At 61.1% G+C, this 16,459-nt stretch carries 18 protein-coding genes, 1 tRNA gene and 1 pseudogene; 5 read left to right on the top strand and 15 right to left on the bottom strand.

Features of this window, described 5'->3' with window-relative positions; genetic code table 11:
* Window positions 1-36 precede the first annotated feature (36 nt).
* The 5 genes and pseudogenes from H620_RS0111770 (at window position 37) to H620_RS0111755 (ending at window position 5,401) form a co-directional block, all read left to right on the top strand.
* Window positions 37-1,389 carry an APC family permease gene (locus H620_RS0111770; protein ID WP_023381882.1) on the top strand — a complete coding sequence of 451 codons (1,353 nt, stop codon included), beginning with the start codon at window positions 37-39 and terminating at the stop codon, window positions 1,387-1,389.
* 65 nt (window positions 1,390-1,454) lie between these two features.
* Window positions 1,455-2,663, top strand: a pseudogene (locus tag H620_RS27790) (cache domain-containing protein); the annotation flags it as partial.
* A 102-nt stretch (window positions 2,664-2,765) separates the two neighbouring features.
* Window positions 2,766-3,521 (top strand): methyl-accepting chemotaxis protein, encoded by a 756-nt coding sequence (locus H620_RS27785; RefSeq protein ID WP_371919402.1) that lies wholly within the window; start codon window positions 2,766-2,768, stop codon window positions 3,519-3,521.
* 76 nt (window positions 3,522-3,597) lie between these two features.
* Window positions 3,598-4,557, top strand: a complete 960-nt coding sequence (locus H620_RS0111760; protein WP_027907405.1) for a cation diffusion facilitator family transporter — start codon at window positions 3,598-3,600, stop codon at window positions 4,555-4,557.
* A 154-nt stretch (window positions 4,558-4,711) separates the two neighbouring features.
* Window positions 4,712-5,401, top strand: coding sequence for a CatB-related O-acetyltransferase (locus H620_RS0111755; RefSeq protein ID WP_023381885.1), 690 nt, complete (start codon window positions 4,712-4,714; stop codon window positions 5,399-5,401).
* 40 nt (window positions 5,402-5,441) lie between these two features.
* Here H620_RS0111755 and H620_RS0111750 read toward each other — a convergent pair whose 3' ends face one another.
* From H620_RS0111750 to H620_RS0111680, 15 genes are all read right to left on the bottom strand, one after another.
* Window positions 5,442-5,957, bottom strand: a complete 516-nt coding sequence (locus H620_RS0111750) for a GNAT family N-acetyltransferase (protein ID WP_049818777.1) — start codon at window positions 5,955-5,957, stop codon at window positions 5,442-5,444.
* Between the two features lie 172 nt (window positions 5,958-6,129).
* Window positions 6,130-6,205 (bottom strand) — tRNA-Lys (locus H620_RS0111745).
* 61 nt (window positions 6,206-6,266) lie between these two features.
* A complete protein-coding gene (gene queC / locus H620_RS0111740; RefSeq protein WP_023381894.1) occupies window positions 6,267-6,941 on the bottom strand; it encodes a 7-cyano-7-deazaguanine synthase QueC in 675 nt (224 codons plus the stop codon).
* An 18-nt stretch (window positions 6,942-6,959) separates the two neighbouring features.
* Window positions 6,960-7,607 carry a 7-carboxy-7-deazaguanine synthase QueE gene (gene queE / locus H620_RS0111735; protein WP_023381895.1) on the bottom strand — a complete coding sequence of 216 codons (648 nt, stop codon included), beginning with the start codon at window positions 7,605-7,607 and terminating at the stop codon, window positions 6,960-6,962.
* 160 nt (window positions 7,608-7,767) lie between these two features.
* A complete protein-coding gene (gene ybgF / locus H620_RS0111730) occupies window positions 7,768-8,583 on the bottom strand; it encodes a tol-pal system protein YbgF (RefSeq protein ID WP_027907403.1) in 816 nt (271 codons plus the stop codon).
* A gap of 6 nt (window positions 8,584-8,589) precedes the next feature.
* Window positions 8,590-9,087: a peptidoglycan-associated lipoprotein Pal gene (pal, locus tag H620_RS0111725; RefSeq protein ID WP_023381906.1), complete on the bottom strand. Its 498-nt coding sequence runs from the start codon at window positions 9,085-9,087 to the stop codon at window positions 8,590-8,592.
* A gap of 53 nt (window positions 9,088-9,140) precedes the next feature.
* The gene (gene tolB / locus H620_RS0111720) at window positions 9,141-10,412 is read right to left on the bottom strand and encodes a Tol-Pal system beta propeller repeat protein TolB (RefSeq protein ID WP_041925740.1); all 1,272 of its coding nucleotides are present in this window, start codon (window positions 10,410-10,412) and stop codon (window positions 9,141-9,143) included.
* 26 nt (window positions 10,413-10,438) lie between these two features.
* Complete coding sequence (gene tolA, locus H620_RS0111715) at window positions 10,439-11,515, bottom strand: cell envelope integrity protein TolA (RefSeq protein WP_023381908.1); 1,077 nt, start codon at window positions 11,513-11,515, stop codon at window positions 10,439-10,441.
* On the bottom strand, window positions 11,515-11,967 hold the full coding sequence (gene tolR, locus H620_RS0111710; RefSeq protein ID WP_012315816.1) for a protein TolR: 453 nt from the start codon (window positions 11,965-11,967) through the stop codon (window positions 11,515-11,517). Before tolR ends, tolA begins: the two co-directional genes overlap by 1 nt.
* A gap of 14 nt (window positions 11,968-11,981) precedes the next feature.
* Window positions 11,982-12,677: a protein TolQ gene (tolQ, locus tag H620_RS0111705; protein WP_023381909.1), complete on the bottom strand. Its 696-nt coding sequence runs from the start codon at window positions 12,675-12,677 to the stop codon at window positions 11,982-11,984.
* A gap of 2 nt (window positions 12,678-12,679) precedes the next feature.
* Entirely contained in the window at window positions 12,680-13,132 is a 453-nt protein-coding gene (ybgC, locus tag H620_RS0111700; protein WP_023381910.1) for a tol-pal system-associated acyl-CoA thioesterase, read from the bottom strand.
* A gap of 125 nt (window positions 13,133-13,257) precedes the next feature.
* On the bottom strand, window positions 13,258-14,304 hold the full coding sequence (gene ruvB, locus H620_RS0111695; protein ID WP_023381911.1) for a Holliday junction branch migration DNA helicase RuvB: 1,047 nt from the start codon (window positions 14,302-14,304) through the stop codon (window positions 13,258-13,260).
* Window positions 14,301-14,918, bottom strand: a complete 618-nt coding sequence (ruvA, locus tag H620_RS0111690) for a Holliday junction branch migration protein RuvA (RefSeq protein ID WP_023381912.1) — start codon at window positions 14,916-14,918, stop codon at window positions 14,301-14,303. The genes ruvB and ruvA overlap by 4 nt, the downstream gene beginning before the upstream one ends.
* Window positions 14,919-15,027: 109 nt before the next feature.
* Window positions 15,028-15,552: a crossover junction endodeoxyribonuclease RuvC gene (ruvC, locus tag H620_RS0111685; protein WP_004375291.1), complete on the bottom strand. Its 525-nt coding sequence runs from the start codon at window positions 15,550-15,552 to the stop codon at window positions 15,028-15,030.
* A gap of 130 nt (window positions 15,553-15,682) precedes the next feature.
* Entirely contained in the window at window positions 15,683-16,429 is a 747-nt protein-coding gene (locus H620_RS0111680) for a YebC/PmpR family DNA-binding transcriptional regulator (protein ID WP_027907401.1), read from the bottom strand.
* Window positions 16,430-16,459 lie beyond the last annotated feature (30 nt).

Below are 16,459 nucleotides of genomic sequence, written 5' to 3'. Positions count from 1 at the left end.
ACGCCGTCCACGCCCAGCCGCAGGAGCCATGCCAGCATGCAGACTGACCACAGCGCCTCCGGCAGCCACCAGTTCCGCAAGTCCCTGCGTCTCTGGCATGTGGTGATCATCGGCCTCGCCTACCTGACACCGATGACCGTTTTCGACACGTTCGGCATCGTTTCAGGGATTACCTCCGGGCATGTACCCAGCGCCTACATCCTCGCACTGTTGGGCGTGCTGTTCACCGCCGTGAGCTATGGCACCCTGGTGCGACGCTTCCCTCAGTCGGGCTCGGCCTACACCTACACCCAACGCGCGATCAACCCGCATGTTGGCTTCCTGGTGGGTTGGTCGTCGCTGCTGGACTACTTGCTGCTGCCAATGGTCAACGCGCTGCTGGCCAAGCTGTACCTGTCGGCGATGTTCCCGGAAGTGCCGGAGTGGATGTGGGTGGCTGGCTTCGTCAGCCTGATCAGCCTGATCAACATGCGCAGCATCAACCTGGTGGCACACTTCAACCTGCTGTTCGTGGTGGTACAACTGGCAATCATGTCGGTGTTCGTCTACCTCTGCGTACGCGGCCTGAGCCAGGGCGAAGGCGTGGGCACCACCTGGAGCCTGACACCGTTCACCGACGCCCAGACCCAGTTCAGCGCCCTGGCAGCCGGTGCGACCATCCTGTGCTTCTCGTTCCTGGGCTTCGACGCGGTCACCTGCCTGTCCGAGGAAACCAAAGAGCCGGGCAAGATCATCCCTCGGGCGATCTTCCTTACCGCACTGATTGGCGGCGTGGTGTTCATCACCGTTTCATACTTCATGCAGGCTTACTTCCCGAACAACGCACGCTTCCATGACCCGGAAGCAGCCTTGCCGGAAATCGCCCTGTACGTCGGCGGCAAGCTGTTCCAGTCGATCTTCATCGCTTGCACCGTGATCAACACCATCGCCTCGGGCCTGGCCTCGCAGACCAGCGTCTCGCGCCTGTTGTACGTGATGGGCCGCGACAACGTGATTCCAAGCGGTGTGTTCGCCCGCCTGCACTCCCGCTACAAGACCCCGGTGGTCAACATCGCCGTGGTTGGCCTGATCTCGTTGTCGGCGATCTTCTTCGACCTGGTCACCGCGACGTCGATCATCAACTTCGGCGCACTGGTCGCGTTCAGCTTCGTCAACTTGTCGGTGATCAGCCACTGCTACCTGCGCGAAGGCAACCGTCAGGGGCTGGCCAACCAGATGAAGTACCTGGTCCTGCCGACCATTGGCTTCTGCATCATCGCCAAGCTGTGGCTCGACCTGAACGAGCACTCGCTGATGTTCGGCGGTATCTGGGCGCTGCTTGGCCTGCTGCACCTGGCCTGGCTGACCAAGGCGTTCCGGGTTGCGCCACCGAACTACATCGCTGAATGACGCTTGCCCCCGACAACGCCCGCGCCTGATCGCGGGCGTTGCCATTGATCGAAAAGGAAAGCCCCATGCCGCTGCGCCGCCTCTCTATCCAGTGGAAGATCACCCTGCTCGCCGGCCTGTGCCTGCTGGTTATCGTTGCATTGCTGGTATCGACCTCGCTGACCCAGGCCCGCCGCAGCGCGGCGCTGGTAAACCAGGCCAACACCGAAATGCTCGACCACAGCGCGCGCCTGCGCCTGCAAGCCCACGCCGAGACCCAGGCATTGCGCATCCAGCGCTACTTCATGGACGCCTATCAGTACGGCAATGGTTTCGCCCGCCTGGTGCAGGTGCTCAAGGCGCGCGGCGACGCCGACCTGCGCCCGGCCCTCACCCAACAGGCCAAGGCTGCCCTGGCGGCCAACCCGGATCTGTTCGGCCTGTACCTGGTGTTCCAGCCCAATGCACTGGACAATCAGGACACCCAGCACATCGCCCGCAGCAACGAGGGCAGTAACGACGCTGGCCGATTCTCGATGTACTGGTCGCAGCCGCGCCCCGGCACGCTGGAACTGGAAGCCATGCCCGAGTCGATGCTGGCGGACACCACCCTGGGCGTCGCCGGCTTCCCCAGCAACCGCTGGCTGACCTGCCCGCTAGAAACCGCCAAGCCCTGTGTGCTGGACCCTTACTTCGACGAAGTCAACGGCCGACAGGTGCTGATGACCAGCATCGCCCTGCCCCTACTGGAGAACGGCAAGGTGGTGGGCGTGATCGGCCTGGACATCGGCTTGGACAACCTCCAGCAACTGGCCCTCGCGGGCCGCAAGGAGCTGTTCGATGGCCAGGGCCAGGTCAGCATCGTCAGCCCGGCCGGCCTGCAGGCCGGCAACAGTCGCGACAGCAGCCAGCTGTCCAAACCTCTGAGCCAAACCCCTGCCGACGGCTTGCTGCGCATTGCCCGCAGCTTCGCCCCCATTCCCAATGCCGCGCCCTGGCAGGTGCTGCTAGAGTTGCCCGAGGCGGTGCTGCAAGCCCCGGCAGTAGCCCTGAACAAGCGCCTGGACGGGCACAATCAAAGTGCCAATCTCACCAGCCTGCTGATCGGCCTGGGCGCCGCGGTGATCGGCCTGTTGCTGGTATGGCTGACCGCCCGCGGCGTTACCCGACCGATTCTCGCCGTGGCAGCACGCCTGCAAGACATCGCCAGCGGTGAAGGCGACCTGACCCGGCGCCTGGACTATGCCCGCCAGGATGAACTGGGCCAGCTCACTGGCTGGTTCAATCGTTTCCTCGACAAGCTTCAGCCGGTGATCGCCCAGGTCAAAGGGTCGCTGCAGGAAGCTCGCGGGACCGCCGACCAGTCTGCCGCCATTGCCAGCCAGACCAGCGATGGCATGCAGCAACAGCAAAGGGAAATCGAACAGGTGGCCACCGCCGCCAACGAAATGAGTGCCACCGCGCAGGATGTCGCCCATAACGCGGCCCAGGCTGCCCAAGCCGCCCGGGGCGCAGACCAGGCCAGCCGCGAAGGGCTGCAACTCGTTGCCAGCACACGCCAGACCATCGACCAGCTGGCCGCCGACATGGACGCGGCCATGATCGAAGCCCGCAACCTGGAGAGCCGCAGCGAGCAGATCGGCTCGGTGCTGGAGGTGATCCGCGCCATTGCCGAGCAAACCAACCTGCTGGCCCTCAACGCCGCCATCGAAGCGGCCCGCGCGGGCGAAGCCGGCCGTGGCTTTGCGGTGGTGGCCGACGAAGTGCGCAGCCTGGCGCAACGCACCCAGGTGTCGGTGGAAGAGATCCGCCAGGTGATCGAAGGCCTGCAGCAAGGCACCCAGGATGTGGTGGGCGCCATGCATGAAGGCCAGCGCCAGGCCCAGACCAGCGCCACGCACATGGAACAGGCATTACCGGCACTGCAGCGTATCGGCGAGGCGGTGGCCGTGATCAGCGACATGAACCTGCAGATCGCCTCGGCTGCCGAGGAGCAGAGCGCCGTGGCCGAGGAGGTGAACCGTAACGTGGCGGGCATTCGCGACGTTACCGAGTCGCTGTCGGGCCAGGCCGACGAGTCGGCGCGGATCAGCCAGGCGCTGAACCGGCTGGCTAACCAGCAACAGGCACTGATGGAACAATTCCGCGTCTAGCCTGTAAAGGCCCCATCGCCGGCAAGCCGGCGACAAGGCCAACGCAAGACCCGCCCTTTCTGATCGAGCCATGACCATGGATGCACCCAACAAAACCCCATTCTTCGACCTGACCAGCGAACAGGGCCTGCTGCGGGCCTCTATTGCTGTCACCCTGTTCATCGCCACCATCGGTATCGCGTTCGGCGTAGCCTCCGGCTCGTTCTCGATCGTCTTCGATGGCGTCTATTCGCTGGTCGACGCCAGCATGAGCGGGCTGTCACTGGTGGTGGTCAAGCTGATCACCTCCCATACCACCACCCTGCATATGTCGCGCAAGCTGCGCGAGCGCTTCACCATGGGCTTCTGGCACCTGGAACCGATGGTGCTGGCGCTCAACGGCATCCTGCTGTGCAGCGTGGCCATCTATGCTTTGATCAACGCAGTGCTCAGCCTGCTGGAAGGCGGACGCCATCTGGAGTTCGACATCGCGATCATCTACGCGGTGCTTACCGTGATCGCCTGCGTCACCATTGCCATGATCGAAGCCCGCGCCAATCGCAAGCTCGGCTCGGACTTCGTGCGCATGGACGTCAAAGGCTGGATCATGTCGGCGAGCATCACCGCGGCCCTGTTGATCGCCTTCTGCTTCGGCTACTCCGTTCAGGGCACTGCCTGGGAATGGATGTCGCCATACATCGACCCGGCGGTGCTGGGCCTGGTCTGCCTGGTGATCATTCCGCTGCCACTGTCGGTGATCCGCCAGGCGCTGTCGGAGATCTTCCTGGTCACCCCCAGCGACCTGAAACTGCATGTCGATGAGGTGGCCAAGCACTTCGTCGCCCTTCACGGCCTGCAGTCGTACCGCGCCTACGTGGCCAAGGTCGGACGCTCGCGAGAGATCGAACTGTTCTTCATCGTGCCACCGGACATGGGGGCCAAGACCATTGCCGAATGGGACGCACTGCGCGATGAGGTGGGCAATGCGATTGGCGGCGAAGGGCCGGATCGCTGGCTGACGGTGGTGTTTACCGGGGACAAGGAGTGGGCGGAGTAAGGCGCGCTATGGGGCGACCACCGGCAAGCCGATCTGCCCACGTGATTTTTTTCGACGCCGTCTTTCCACTGACGGGATTGAGCACGCTGCAAAAGCTGCGGACAATGGGGCGCGATACCTCATCGCCCAATACCTTCCCGATGCGAACAGCGCCATGCTCAAAATCTTCAGAGAAAAAAAATTCAAGAAAGCATTCCGAAAAATGGGAGGCAAGGCAGCCGGGGGGCCAGATTCCTTCGCCTCCCGCGCCAGCGCATCCATCGAGGAGGGTGTCAAGCTAGGACACATCCGAGTGGAGCCCCCTTCGTTGTCGATTGGTGCGCATACCTACATCAGAAGCGGGACCAAATTATCCTTGATCGCCGAAATTGGCCGCTTTTGCTCCATTGGGTCTGACTGCACGCTTGGCCAGGAGAAACACACGCACCCAATGGACTGGGTGAGCACACACCCGTTTCAATACGAGACCGGAGCATTGTCCTACTCCCCCCAACTATCCTGGACCACCGTAGGACACGACGTTTGGATCGGGCACGGCGCCACCGTGTTGGAGGGCGTGAATGTCGGTACAGGGGCAATCATTGCGACAAGAGCCTTGGTGACCCGCGACGTGCCACCCTACGCAATCGTGGGGGGAAACCCAGCGAAGATCATCAGATACCGCCACAGCGCCGAAACCATTGAGCGACTTCTCCAAAGCGAATGGTGGAACCTTGACCTCGAATTCCTGAGAAGCCTTCCTCTTGACGATACGGAGGCGTTTCTCAAGATTATCGAAAACAGCGCCGGTCTACCGCAGGCAACGTACTCAAGATTGAAAGTCGCCAAACGCACCGCGCAGTGAACGTCCGCAATGGAGTGAAGGAGCCTTGAAAGGTTCGTGTTCAGGCCACCGGCCATACCATGGCACAGCGACTTTCCGGCGCGAATCCGTGCTTGTACTCCTCGCTCAGTATCGCCGCCAGCCGCTGATCAAGGTCTTTGGGGGCCTTGGCCTCAAAGCCCAGGCGGGCGTAAAAGGGGGCGTTCCACGGCACGCTCGTGAATGTCGTAAGCGTGACGAAACCAAGTCTGTGTGACCGCGCGTGATCCTTCGCCGCTTCGATCAGATGCCGCCCTATACCCTGACCTTGCATCGATTGGTCCACCGATACTTCATGGATGTGAAGTTCATTGCCGTGGCGCTCAGCGCTGAGAAATCCTTGCGGTCGATGTTCGGCATCGATTGCAACCCAGCAGGTCGACTGTGCAATGAGTTGGCGATGACGCTCTACGGACATCGGAGGCGACTCAGCCAGCCAACTCAGCTGATCGATCAGGCGAAAGGATTGAGCGGCGGAAGTTTCTATGGCGGGCAGAAGTGGCGCATCTTCCGGCACAGCGGGGCGGATGATAAGCATGCGTCGTCCAAAAAGGGTCACGGATCGTTCATGAATGCTAGAACGAAAAAGCCCACCATAGAAGGTGGGCTTTTCAACACATCTAAGTGAGGCTTGGGTGCCTCATACAGCAGCATGACCAGGTATGGCTTAGTGAAGCCGTGTTTCCTGTACTCGCGGACTGCTGTGAATATGGTGGGTCGTGTAGGATTCGAACCTACGACCAATTGGTTAAAAGCCAACTGCTCTACCAACTGAGCTAACGACCCGTTGGATGGCGCGTATAATACTGATTTCTAACGGGAAATCAACACCCCATCGCAAAATTTTTTAAAAATATCGCGTCGGGTCCTGTACACCGGCGGCCTTGAAGCCCTCGGCACGCAGGCGGCAGCTGTCGCATTTGCCACAGGCACGGCCGTCATCGTCGGCCTGGTAGCAGGACACGGTGAGGCTGTAGTCCACGCCGCGAGCAAGACCCGCCTGGACGATCTGTGCCTTGCTCATGTTCTGCAGTGGCGCCTGGATACGGAAGCCCTGCCCCTCTACACCAGCCTTGGTGGCAAGGTTGGCCATGCGCTCGAACGCTTCGACGAACTCAGGGCGGCAATCGGGATAGCCGGAATAGTCCACCGCGTTCACACCAATAAAGATATCGCGCGCTTCGAGCACTTCAGCCCAACCCAGCGCCAGCGACAGGAACACCGTATTGCGAGCCGGCACGTAGGTCACCGGAATGCCCTCGCCCGGGGTTTCCGGCACATCGATGCTGCTGTCGGTCAGGGCCGAACCGCCAATACCATCAAGGTTCAGGCCGATGACCTTATGTTCGACGACACCCAGGTCCCGCGCTACGCGAGCGGCTGCGTTAAGCTCGGCACGGTGGCGCTGGCCGTAATCGAAGCTCATGGTATAGCAGCTGTAGCCCTCGGCCTTGGCCATGGCCACCACCGTGGCCGAATCCAGGCCGCCGGACAGCAGAATTACCGCGCGTTTCTCACTCATGTACTGCTACTCCTTCAATCAACGTCCGGGTTCGTCGTTCCACAGCAGCTTGTGCAGCTGCAGCTGGAAGCGCACGGGCAGGTTGTCGGCTACGATCCAGTCCGCAAGGTCGGTGGCGCTCACCTGGTGATGACTTGGTGAGAACAACACTTCCCCGGCACGTTCAGCGAGGTTGTACTGAATGAGCTTGGAAACCGCCCAGTCATAGTCCTCGCGAGAGCAGATGACGAACTTGACCTGGTCATTGTGGGTCAGGTGCTCGATGTTCTCGTAACGGTTTCGGTGAGACTCCTCCGAGCCGGGCGTCTTGAGGTCGACTACACGGCTGACGCGGGTATCGGTGCCGGCGATATCCAGGGCACCGCTGGTCTCGAGGGAGACTTCGTAGCCGGCATCGCACAGCCGCTGCAGCAGCGGCAAGGCGTTGGGCTGGGCCAACGGCTCGCCACCGGTTACACAGACGTAACGCGGCTTGTAACCGGCCACCTGCTCGAGAATGTCGTCGAGGGTGCGGACGGTGCCGCCACTGAAGGCGTAGGCACTGTCGCAGTACTGGCAACGCAGGGGACAACCGGTAAGGCGCACGAATACTGTGGGCAGCCCAGCCGTTCGCGTTTCACCCTGCAAAGAGTAAAAGACTTCGGTGATGCGTAATGTGTCTTGCATGATCGCCACGGGCGTGACAGCTAAACAGGCTGTCCGCCTCCGTCAGGCACTGTTGCGGACTCGACATGGCGTTATCCGCAGCAGCGTGTTTACGAAAAAAGGGCATTGATTCTAACGAAAAAACCCGCGGCAAGCGCGGGTTTCTTTCAAGCATTGCAGCTTAGAGCTTCTGCAGGTCACGCTGGGCCAGTTGCGCGGCGGATGTGCCTGGGTACTGGCTGATGACTTGCTGGAGGATGCCCTTGACCTTGTCGGTATGCCCCATACGGCGCTCGACATCAGCCAGTTTGTACAGCGAATCCGGCACCTTGCTGTGCTTGGGGTACTTCTGGCCAACCTGGGCGAAGGCCTGGCTGGCAGCCTGCAGATCGCCCTTGGCCAAGTTCACCTCACCCAGCCAATACTGGGCATTGCCGGCGTACTGACTGTTGGGGTACTTGCGAAGGAAGGCGCCGAAGGCTTGTGCAGCCTTGTCGAAGTCCTTCTGCTTGATCAGGTCGAAAGCGGCATCGTAATACAGCTTCTCTTTCGCCGGATCACCCGGTTCGCTACTGGCGGCCGGTTGTTGCGCAGCAGCGCCAGCGGCACCTGCTGCAGCACCGGCGGCGGCACCAGGTGCACCGCCGGTAGAAGAATTGTCAGGGGTCGCGGCTGGCGCGGCGCCACTGTTGATGCGACGGTCCAGATCCTGGTAACGCTCCAGGTTTTCCTGCTTCATGCGGGCCACATCGTTCTGCAACTCTTCGATGATGCCCTGCTGGCGGGAAATCTGATCCTGCATCTGTTGCAGCTGCATGAACAGCTGGCCCTGTGCAGAGGCAGGGGTCGAAGCCCCTGCCCCGGCATAGGCGCCGCTCGTGCCATAACCCGAAGGTGGGTAAGCACCTGCGTTGTCATCTACTACAGGAACCTCAGCCCAAGCCGCAAGCGGCAGGCTGAGTGCGAGGACGGTTACTACACGGCGGCACATACGCATGAGAACTTACTTACGCAGTTCTACGCGACGGTTCTGAGCCCAGGACTGCTCGTCGTTGCCAGTGGCAACCGGACGCTCTTCGCCGTAGGAGACCAGTTCCAGTTGAGCAGGGGAAACGCCCTGCAGAACCAGGTAGCGCTGAACGGCCTTGGCACGACGCTCACCCAGAGCCATGTTGTACTCGCGGGTGCCGCGCTCGTCGGTGTTGCCTTCCAGAACAACGCGGTTGCCGTTGGCTTTCAGGTCCTTGGCGTGAACGTCCAGGGCGCGCATGGCTTCTGGCTTCAGATCCGAGCTGTCGTATTCGAAGTAGAAGGTGGTGATTGCGCGCAGGGCGGCTTCTTCGCTCAGGGAGCCGTCGACAGCGCCAGTGTTGGCACCGTAGCCAGCGTTCGGGTCAACAGCGCCTTCACCAGCGTTGTCGCCGCCTTTCGAGGAGCAACCTACAGCTACGGCCATGGCCAGAGCCAGCGCAGCAAATTTACCAAACTTCAGCATTTCCATCGTGAAACTCCTAATGAAACCCCAGTGTGTTAAGCAAAAGTATTACGCCGCAATCAGTTCAGGTAAGGGGACCAGGACGGTTCTCTGACTTCGCCTTGAGCGGTAGGAAGTGGGAGCCTCACGCGTCCATTAAGCGACACGAGCATCAAGACTCCCCGGCCCTGCTGGCGGGTGGCGTAGATTAGCATGGTGCCGTTTGGCGCAACAGTGGGAGACTCATCAAGACTGGTCTCGGAGAGAATCTTTACACTTCCACGTTGCAGATCCTGGGCAGCCACTTTGAAGTTGGTGAAACCCTGCTGACGGTGAATCATCACCAAGGTCTTTTCATCGGCCGAAAGTTTCGGGTTGGCGTTGTAGTTACCCACGAAAGTTACGCGCTCGGCACCACCACCGCTGACCGACTGCTTGTAGATCTGCGGTTTGCCGCCACGGTCGGAGGTGAAGTACAGGGTGTTGCCATCTTTACCCCAGAACGGTTCGGTATTGATACCCGGGCCGGCGGTGACGCGGCTGATCTGGCGCGAGGCAACGTTCATCACATAAATGTCCGGATTGCCATCCTTCGAAAGTACGAAGGCCAGGCGGGTGCCATCCGGGGACCAGGCTGGTGCACCGTTCAGACCCTCGAAGTTGGTGACCTGTTCGCGGCGACCGGTATCGATGTGCTGGATGAAGATACGCGGACGCTTCTGCTCGAACGAGACATAGGCGATGCGTTTGCCATCCGGTGCGAAGCGCGGCGACAGGATCGGCTCGCGCGACTGCAGCAGGGTCACAGCGCGGGCACCATCGTAGTCCGAACGCTGCAGGGTGTAGCGGGTGTTGTTGGCCGAGAAGCGCTCAGCGGTCACGTACAGCATGCGGGTGGAGAATGCACCCTTGATGCCGGTGAGCTTCTCGAACGACTGGTCGGCGATGTAGTGGGACATGTCGCGCAACTGGTCGACACCGCCCGCGACGCTGCCGGTCAGCACTTGCTGCTCGGTGGCGACGTTGAACAGTGCGTATTGAACCTGCAGGCGCCCGCCCGACGGCACGATGCTGCCAACCATGACGTACTGGGCACCAAGGGCTTTCCAGTCACGGAAGATCACTTCGCTGGCCTGGGTCGGCTGGCTGATCATGTTCTGCCGTGGAATTGGCGCGTAGTAGCCAGAGTTGCGCAGGTCGTTACCAATGATATCGGCCATGTCTTCCGGCAGCACGCTACCACCCTGCAGACCGAACGGCACAACCGCGATGGGCGTAGCCCTGTCGCTGCCGCTGGTGACCAGGATGTTCTTTTCCTCTGCCATGGCCATGCCAGCCACGCAGCAGAGCATGACCAGCATTCCTCGAAGGAGTTTAATCACAACGCAAGATCCTCAGGTGTAAATGTCATCTTGAACGAACGGTACGGATTGAACTCGTTCGGCTTCAAGCCCTGCATTTCGGTCAAGCGACCGATGTTCTTCACTGCTGCCACCGCCGAACTGTCGAATGGACCGTCTCCACTGGAGCGAGCCACACTGACGCCGGTAATGGTGCCATCCGGCAGCATGCTGATCTGCAGGACTACCGTCATGCCTTTGCGCGCAGAAGGTGGACGCGCCCAGCCTTCGGCCGCGCGCATACGAATCAGGTCGTCGAAATCGCCGGCCACCTGGTCCCCCTGCTCGTCGGCCAGGGCCTGCTGCCGCTCGGTGGTGTCGGACAACAGCTCGGCCAATGCCTGGGCTTTCTTGTCTTCCGCCGCCTTGCGAGCCGCTTCCTGTGCCTTCTTCTTCTGGGCATCTGCCGCGGCCTTTTTCTTGGCCTCTTCAGCTGCCTTCTTCTTCGCTTCCTCGGCCGCCGCTTTCTTCTTGGCGTCCTCGGCTGCTTTCTTCTTCGCCTCCTCGGCGGCCTTTTTCTTGGCCTCCTCAGCGGCTTGTTTCTTGGCTTCTTCCTCGGCCTGCTTCTTGGCCTCTTCCTCTGCCTTTTTCTTGGCGATGTCAGCCTGCTGTTTCTCAGCGGCTTTCTTCGCTTCTTCAGCCTTCTTGGCTTCGGCGGCTTTCTTGGCCTCGGCAGCCTTGGCAGCCTCTTCGGCCTTCTTGGCCTCGGCGGCTTCGCGGGCCTCTTCGGCCTTTTGAGCGGCGTCGGCTTTCTTTTGTTCCGCGGCCTTTATGGCCTCCTGCTCGACCTTCTTCTGCTCCAGCTGCTCGACCTCGGTCTGGCGCGAAGCGGTTTTCTTCGCTTCCCCGGCAATCTTCTGATTGGTCTGGGTGGTCGCCTGGCTCTTGGATTTGAGCTGGTACAGGGTCGCCTGGACGATCGGCTTGGAAGGCGGCAGCTCAGGCGTCATCGCAAAGCTGACGAACAGCATGGCGAACACCAGCACATGCAGGCCGATGGCCCAGATGCTGGGCCAGAAGTAGCTTTCCGAGGCGGATGGCTCTCGCTGCTGCATCAGGGCGCCTCGGTAATCAGGCCAACGTTACCGACACCGGCCTTCTGCAACCCGCCCATGGCGCCCATGACGGCGCCGTAGTCGACAGCCTTGTCGCCACGAATGAAGACCTGGGTCTGTTTGCCCTGGTCGCGACCGGCGGCGATGATCTTGGTCACCGCACTGGTCATTTCCGGCAGGGTCATGGCCTTGTCCATCTGCTTGTCGGTGTCGACTTCGCTGCCGAGGTTCCAGTAGTAGGTTTTGTCGGCCTTGATGGAGATGGTCAGGATCTGGACGTTGTTGTCCTGCGGCAAGGCTTCACTGGAAACCTTGGGCAGGTCGACCTTCACGCCCTGGTTGAGCATGGGGGCCGTCACCATGAAGATAACCAGCAGCACCAGCATCACGTCGATGTAGGGCACCACGTTCATCTCGGCGACCGGCTTGCGTTTGTGGCGAACTCGGGCCATGGGCTTCTACCTGCTTACTCTTCGCTGGTGTGCACTTTACGGTGCAGGATCGCCTGGAACTCGTCGGCGAAGGTGTAGTAACGGCCGATCAGCACTTCACTGCGGGCAGCAAAACGGTTGTAGGCGATGACCGCAGGAATTGCGGCGAACAGGCCGATTGCGGTGGCGATCAGGGCCTCGGCGATACCAGGAGCGACAGTGGCCAAGGTGGCCTGCTGGGCGCTGGCCAGGCCACGGAAGGAGTTCATGATGCCCCATACGGTACCGAACAGGCCGATGTACGGGCTGGTGGAACCGACGGTGGCCAGGAACGGCAGGCTCTGCTCGAGCTTTTCTTCCTCGCGGGAGATGGCAACGCGCATGGCACGGCCAACGCCTTCCATCACTGCATCCGGGTCGACGCCAGGTTGCTGGCGCAGACGCGAGAACTCTTTGAAACCGGCACGAAAGACCTGTTCAACACCGGAGTCAGGATCGGGGTTGCTGCCAGCCTGGCGATAGAGCTTGGACAGATCGATACCCGACCAGAAACGCTCCTCGAAAGCATCCAGCGCACGACGACCGGCACGCAGCATGGTGCTGCGCTGGAAGATCATGATCCATGAAGTGACCGAGGCAGCCACCAAGGCCAGCATGACCAACTGCACCACGATGCTGGCATTGCTGACCAGACTCCACATGGAGGTATGGTCGACGACGTTAGCTTCCACGCTTATTCTCCTGCATTCGATTGAGTACCCGTGCCGTCCGCCAGGAAGGCGTCACGCAGCTCTGGGGGAATGGCCCGGGGTTTGAAAGTGTCGGCGCGCACGGCGGCCACCAGGAACTGCCCCTCGCAGAGCAGCGTTTCATCCTTTTCCCGCCAGACCTGCTGTACGAAACGCAGACTGGCGCGATTGAGTTCAAGTACTTGCGCGGTGACCCGGAGCTCGTCGTCCAGGCGCGCCGGCGCGTGATAGCGTGCTTCGCTGGAGTGGACCACGAACAGGAGGTTTTCTCCGGCCAGCTGCGCCTGGGAAAAGCCCAGGTGGCGCAACCGCTCCGTGCGCGCACGCTCCATGAATTTCAGATAATTGACGTAATACACCACGCCACCGGCATCGGTGTCCTCGTAATAGACGCGACAACGGTGTGCGAACGGTTCCAGGCCATTTTGCGCGCGCATACTCTAGTGCTTACTCCTCAGCTTGCCAATCCGCTGTAGCAACTGTTTTTTCTTAAATAATGTCTGATTGCCAGCAACCCTGCGGCATGCCAGCGGTAGGACCACGAAAAGCGGGATTCGATCTGTCATTCATCGCCTGGCTCGCAATAATCGCCCCCCTCCCCCAGCCTTCCGGGCACGTTCAGACCGAAATGCAGGTAGGCATGCCGCGTGACTACGCGCCCGCGCGGGGTGCGCATGATATAGCCTTGCTGGATCAGGTAAGGCTCGAGCACATCCTCGATGGTGTGGCGCTCTTCGCTGATGGCCGCCGCCAGGTTGTCCACGCCCACAGGACCGCCGTCGAACTTCTCGATCATGGTCAGCAGCAGGCGGCGGTCGGAGTGGTCGAAACCACGCTCGTCGACATCCAGCAGGTTCAACGCCAAGTCGGCCACGGCCTTGGTGATCTGCCCCTTGCCACGCACTTCGGCGTAGTCGCGCACCCGGCGTAGCAGTCGGTTGGCGATACGCGGCGTGCCACGGGCACGCCGGGCAATTTCGAAGGCACCCTGGTCCTCGATCGAAAGCCCGAGGATGCTGGCCGACCGACTGACGATGGTGGCCAGGTCCTGGTTGCTGTAGAACTCCAGACGCTGAACGATACCGAAGCGATCGCGCAGCGGGTTGGTGAGCATGCCGGCACGGGTGGTGGCACCGACCAGGGTGAACGGCGGCAGGTCGAGCTTGATCGAGCGGGCGGCAGGCCCTTCGCCGATCATGATGTCGAGCTGGAAGTCTTCCATGGCCGGATACAGCACTTCTTCGACCACTGGCGACAGCCGGTGGATTTCGTCGATGAACAGTACGTCATGAGGTTCAAGGTTGGTCAGCATGGCTGCCAGGTCACCCGGCCGCTCGAGAATAGGGCCCGAGGTACTTTTGACCGATACGCCCATCTCATGGGCAATGATATTGGCCAGGGTGGTCTTGCCCAGCCCGGGCGGACCAAAAATCAGGGTGTGATCCAGCGACTCGTGGCGACCGCGAGCAGCCTGGATGAACAGGGACATCTGCTCGCGCACGACGGGCTGGCCGATGTATTCATCCAGCCGCAGCGGGCGAATCGCCCGGTCCTGGACTTCTTCACGGTCGCGGCCAGTGGCGGCGATCAAGCGGTCGGCTTCGATCACTTGGTAATCATCCCCTTCAGGCTACGGCGAATCAGCTCTTCGCTACTCAGGCCAGCCTTGTCCTTGATGGCGGATACCGCCTTGCTCGCCTCCTGAGGCTTGTAGCCCAGAGACACCAGCGCACTGACCGCATCGGCCTCGGCGTTATTGGCGCTGCTGACCGGCACCGGCCCATCGGAGACGAGCGTGAACATCGCAGGCGAGGTTTCCCAGGCCTTGAACCGGTCCTTGAGCTCGACCAGCAAGCGCTCGGCGGTCTTCTTGCCAACGCCGGGCACCCGCACCAGCGTCGAAGCGTCCTGGGCCTGGACACAGCGCACCAGTTCGTCGACCTCAAGGCCAGACATCAAGGCCAACGCCAGCTTCGGTCCTACGCCATTGAGACGAATCAGCTCGCGAAACAGCTCACGCTCGCGCTTTTCATGAAACCCATACAGCAGGTGCGCATCCTCGCGCACCACCAGGTGGGTATGCACGGTGACCGACTCGCCCACCTTGGGCAGACGGTACAGGGTGGTCATCGGCACTTCGAGCTCATAGCCCACGCCATTGACATCGATAATCAGGTGCGGCGGCTGTTTTTCCGCCAGGGTGCCGCGCAAACGTCCAATCACGTTCCGATCCTTCCTCTCGGGGAGCCGATCAAAGACCGCACAACCCTATCAGCAAAAGCAGCGGGTGAACGTTTCACCCGAGCAAAATGTGTATCAGCGCATGAAGTGCTTACAGACGCAAGCGTCCACCACGCCGCCGAGCCGTCGCCAAGCCGTGAGGCACCAGGCTGGAGCGGGTATGGGCATGACACAAGGCGATGGCCAGTGCGTCGGATGCATCGATCTGCGGTTTCTGGGTCAATTTGAGCAAATGCATGACCATCATCATCACCTGCTCCTTGTTGGCCCCCCCGGTACCGGCAACGGCCTGCTTGACCTGGGTGGCACTGTACTCGGCGATTTCCAGACCCGCCTCGGCGGCGGCAACGATCGCCGCGCCACGGGCCTGGCCAAGCTTGAGCGCCGAGTCGGCATTGCGAGCCATGAACACCCGCTCGATCCCCATGGTCACCGGGCCGTGCTGGGCGATGATTTCTCCGACACCACGAAAGACGATCTGCAATCGCTCATGCAGCTCGCCACTGCCGGTGCGGATGCAGCCCGACGCCACGTACTCGCAACCACGCGCGGTTTGGCGTACCACGCCGTAACCGGTGATCCGCGAGCCGGGGTCGATACCAAGAATCAGAGTCATAGTGCCTGTCGTACAAAGCCCATGTTTAAACACCATTGGGGCCGCTGCGCGCCCCATCACTGCAAGCCAGCGATGGGCTGCACAGCGGCCCCAATAAAGCTACCTGCCTGGCCCGGATGCCCAGGGCACCTTAGCCAAGTTTTTCCAGGATCTCTTCGGAAATCTCGGCATTGGAGTAGACGTTCTGTACGTCATCCAGGTCTTCGAGCATGTCTATCAGCTTGAGCACCTTCTCGGCCCCCTCCTGGTCCAGTTCGGCGCTGGTGGTCGGCTGCATCACGATCTCGGCATCGGCGGCCTTGAAGCCAGCTTCCTCCAAGGCGTTACGCACGGCATAGAAGCTGTTGAACGAGGTAAACACATCGAACGAACCGTCTTCGTTGGCCACAACGTCATCGGCATCGGCCTCCATGGCCGCTTCCATCAGGGCATCCTCGTCAAGGCCAGGGGCAAAGCTGATCTGCCCCTTGCGCTCGAACAGGTACGCGACCGAACCATCGGTACCGAGGTTGCCGCCACATTTGGTGAAGGCATGGCGAACGGCCGCTGCGGTGCGGTTGCGATTGTCGGTCATGGCTTCGACCATGATGGCCACGCCACCTGGGCCATAACCTTCGTAGCTGAGTTCTTCGACGTTGTCGCTTTCGTTGGTGCCAGCACCACGGGCCACGGCCCGGTCGATGATGTCGCGGCTCATGTTGGCGCCCAGCGCCTTGTCCAACGCCAGACGCAGGCGCGGGTTGGAGGCCGGATCAGGCCCGCCCTGCTTGGCGGCGACCGTCAGCTCGCGGATCCACTTGGTGAAGATCTTGCCTCTCTTGGCATCCTGGCGCTCTTTGCGGTGCTTGATGTTCGCCCACTTGGAATGACCAGCCATATCGACTCCAAAATCCTTGATACAGAAACA

The organism is Pseudomonas taiwanensis DSM 21245, assembly GCF_000425785.1.
In the GTDB taxonomy this organism is placed as follows: domain Bacteria; phylum Pseudomonadota; class Gammaproteobacteria; order Pseudomonadales; family Pseudomonadaceae; genus Aquipseudomonas; species Aquipseudomonas taiwanensis.
The sequence above is the reverse complement of the archived record's forward strand: the minus strand, read 5'-3'. Positions and strand labels throughout refer to the sequence as shown.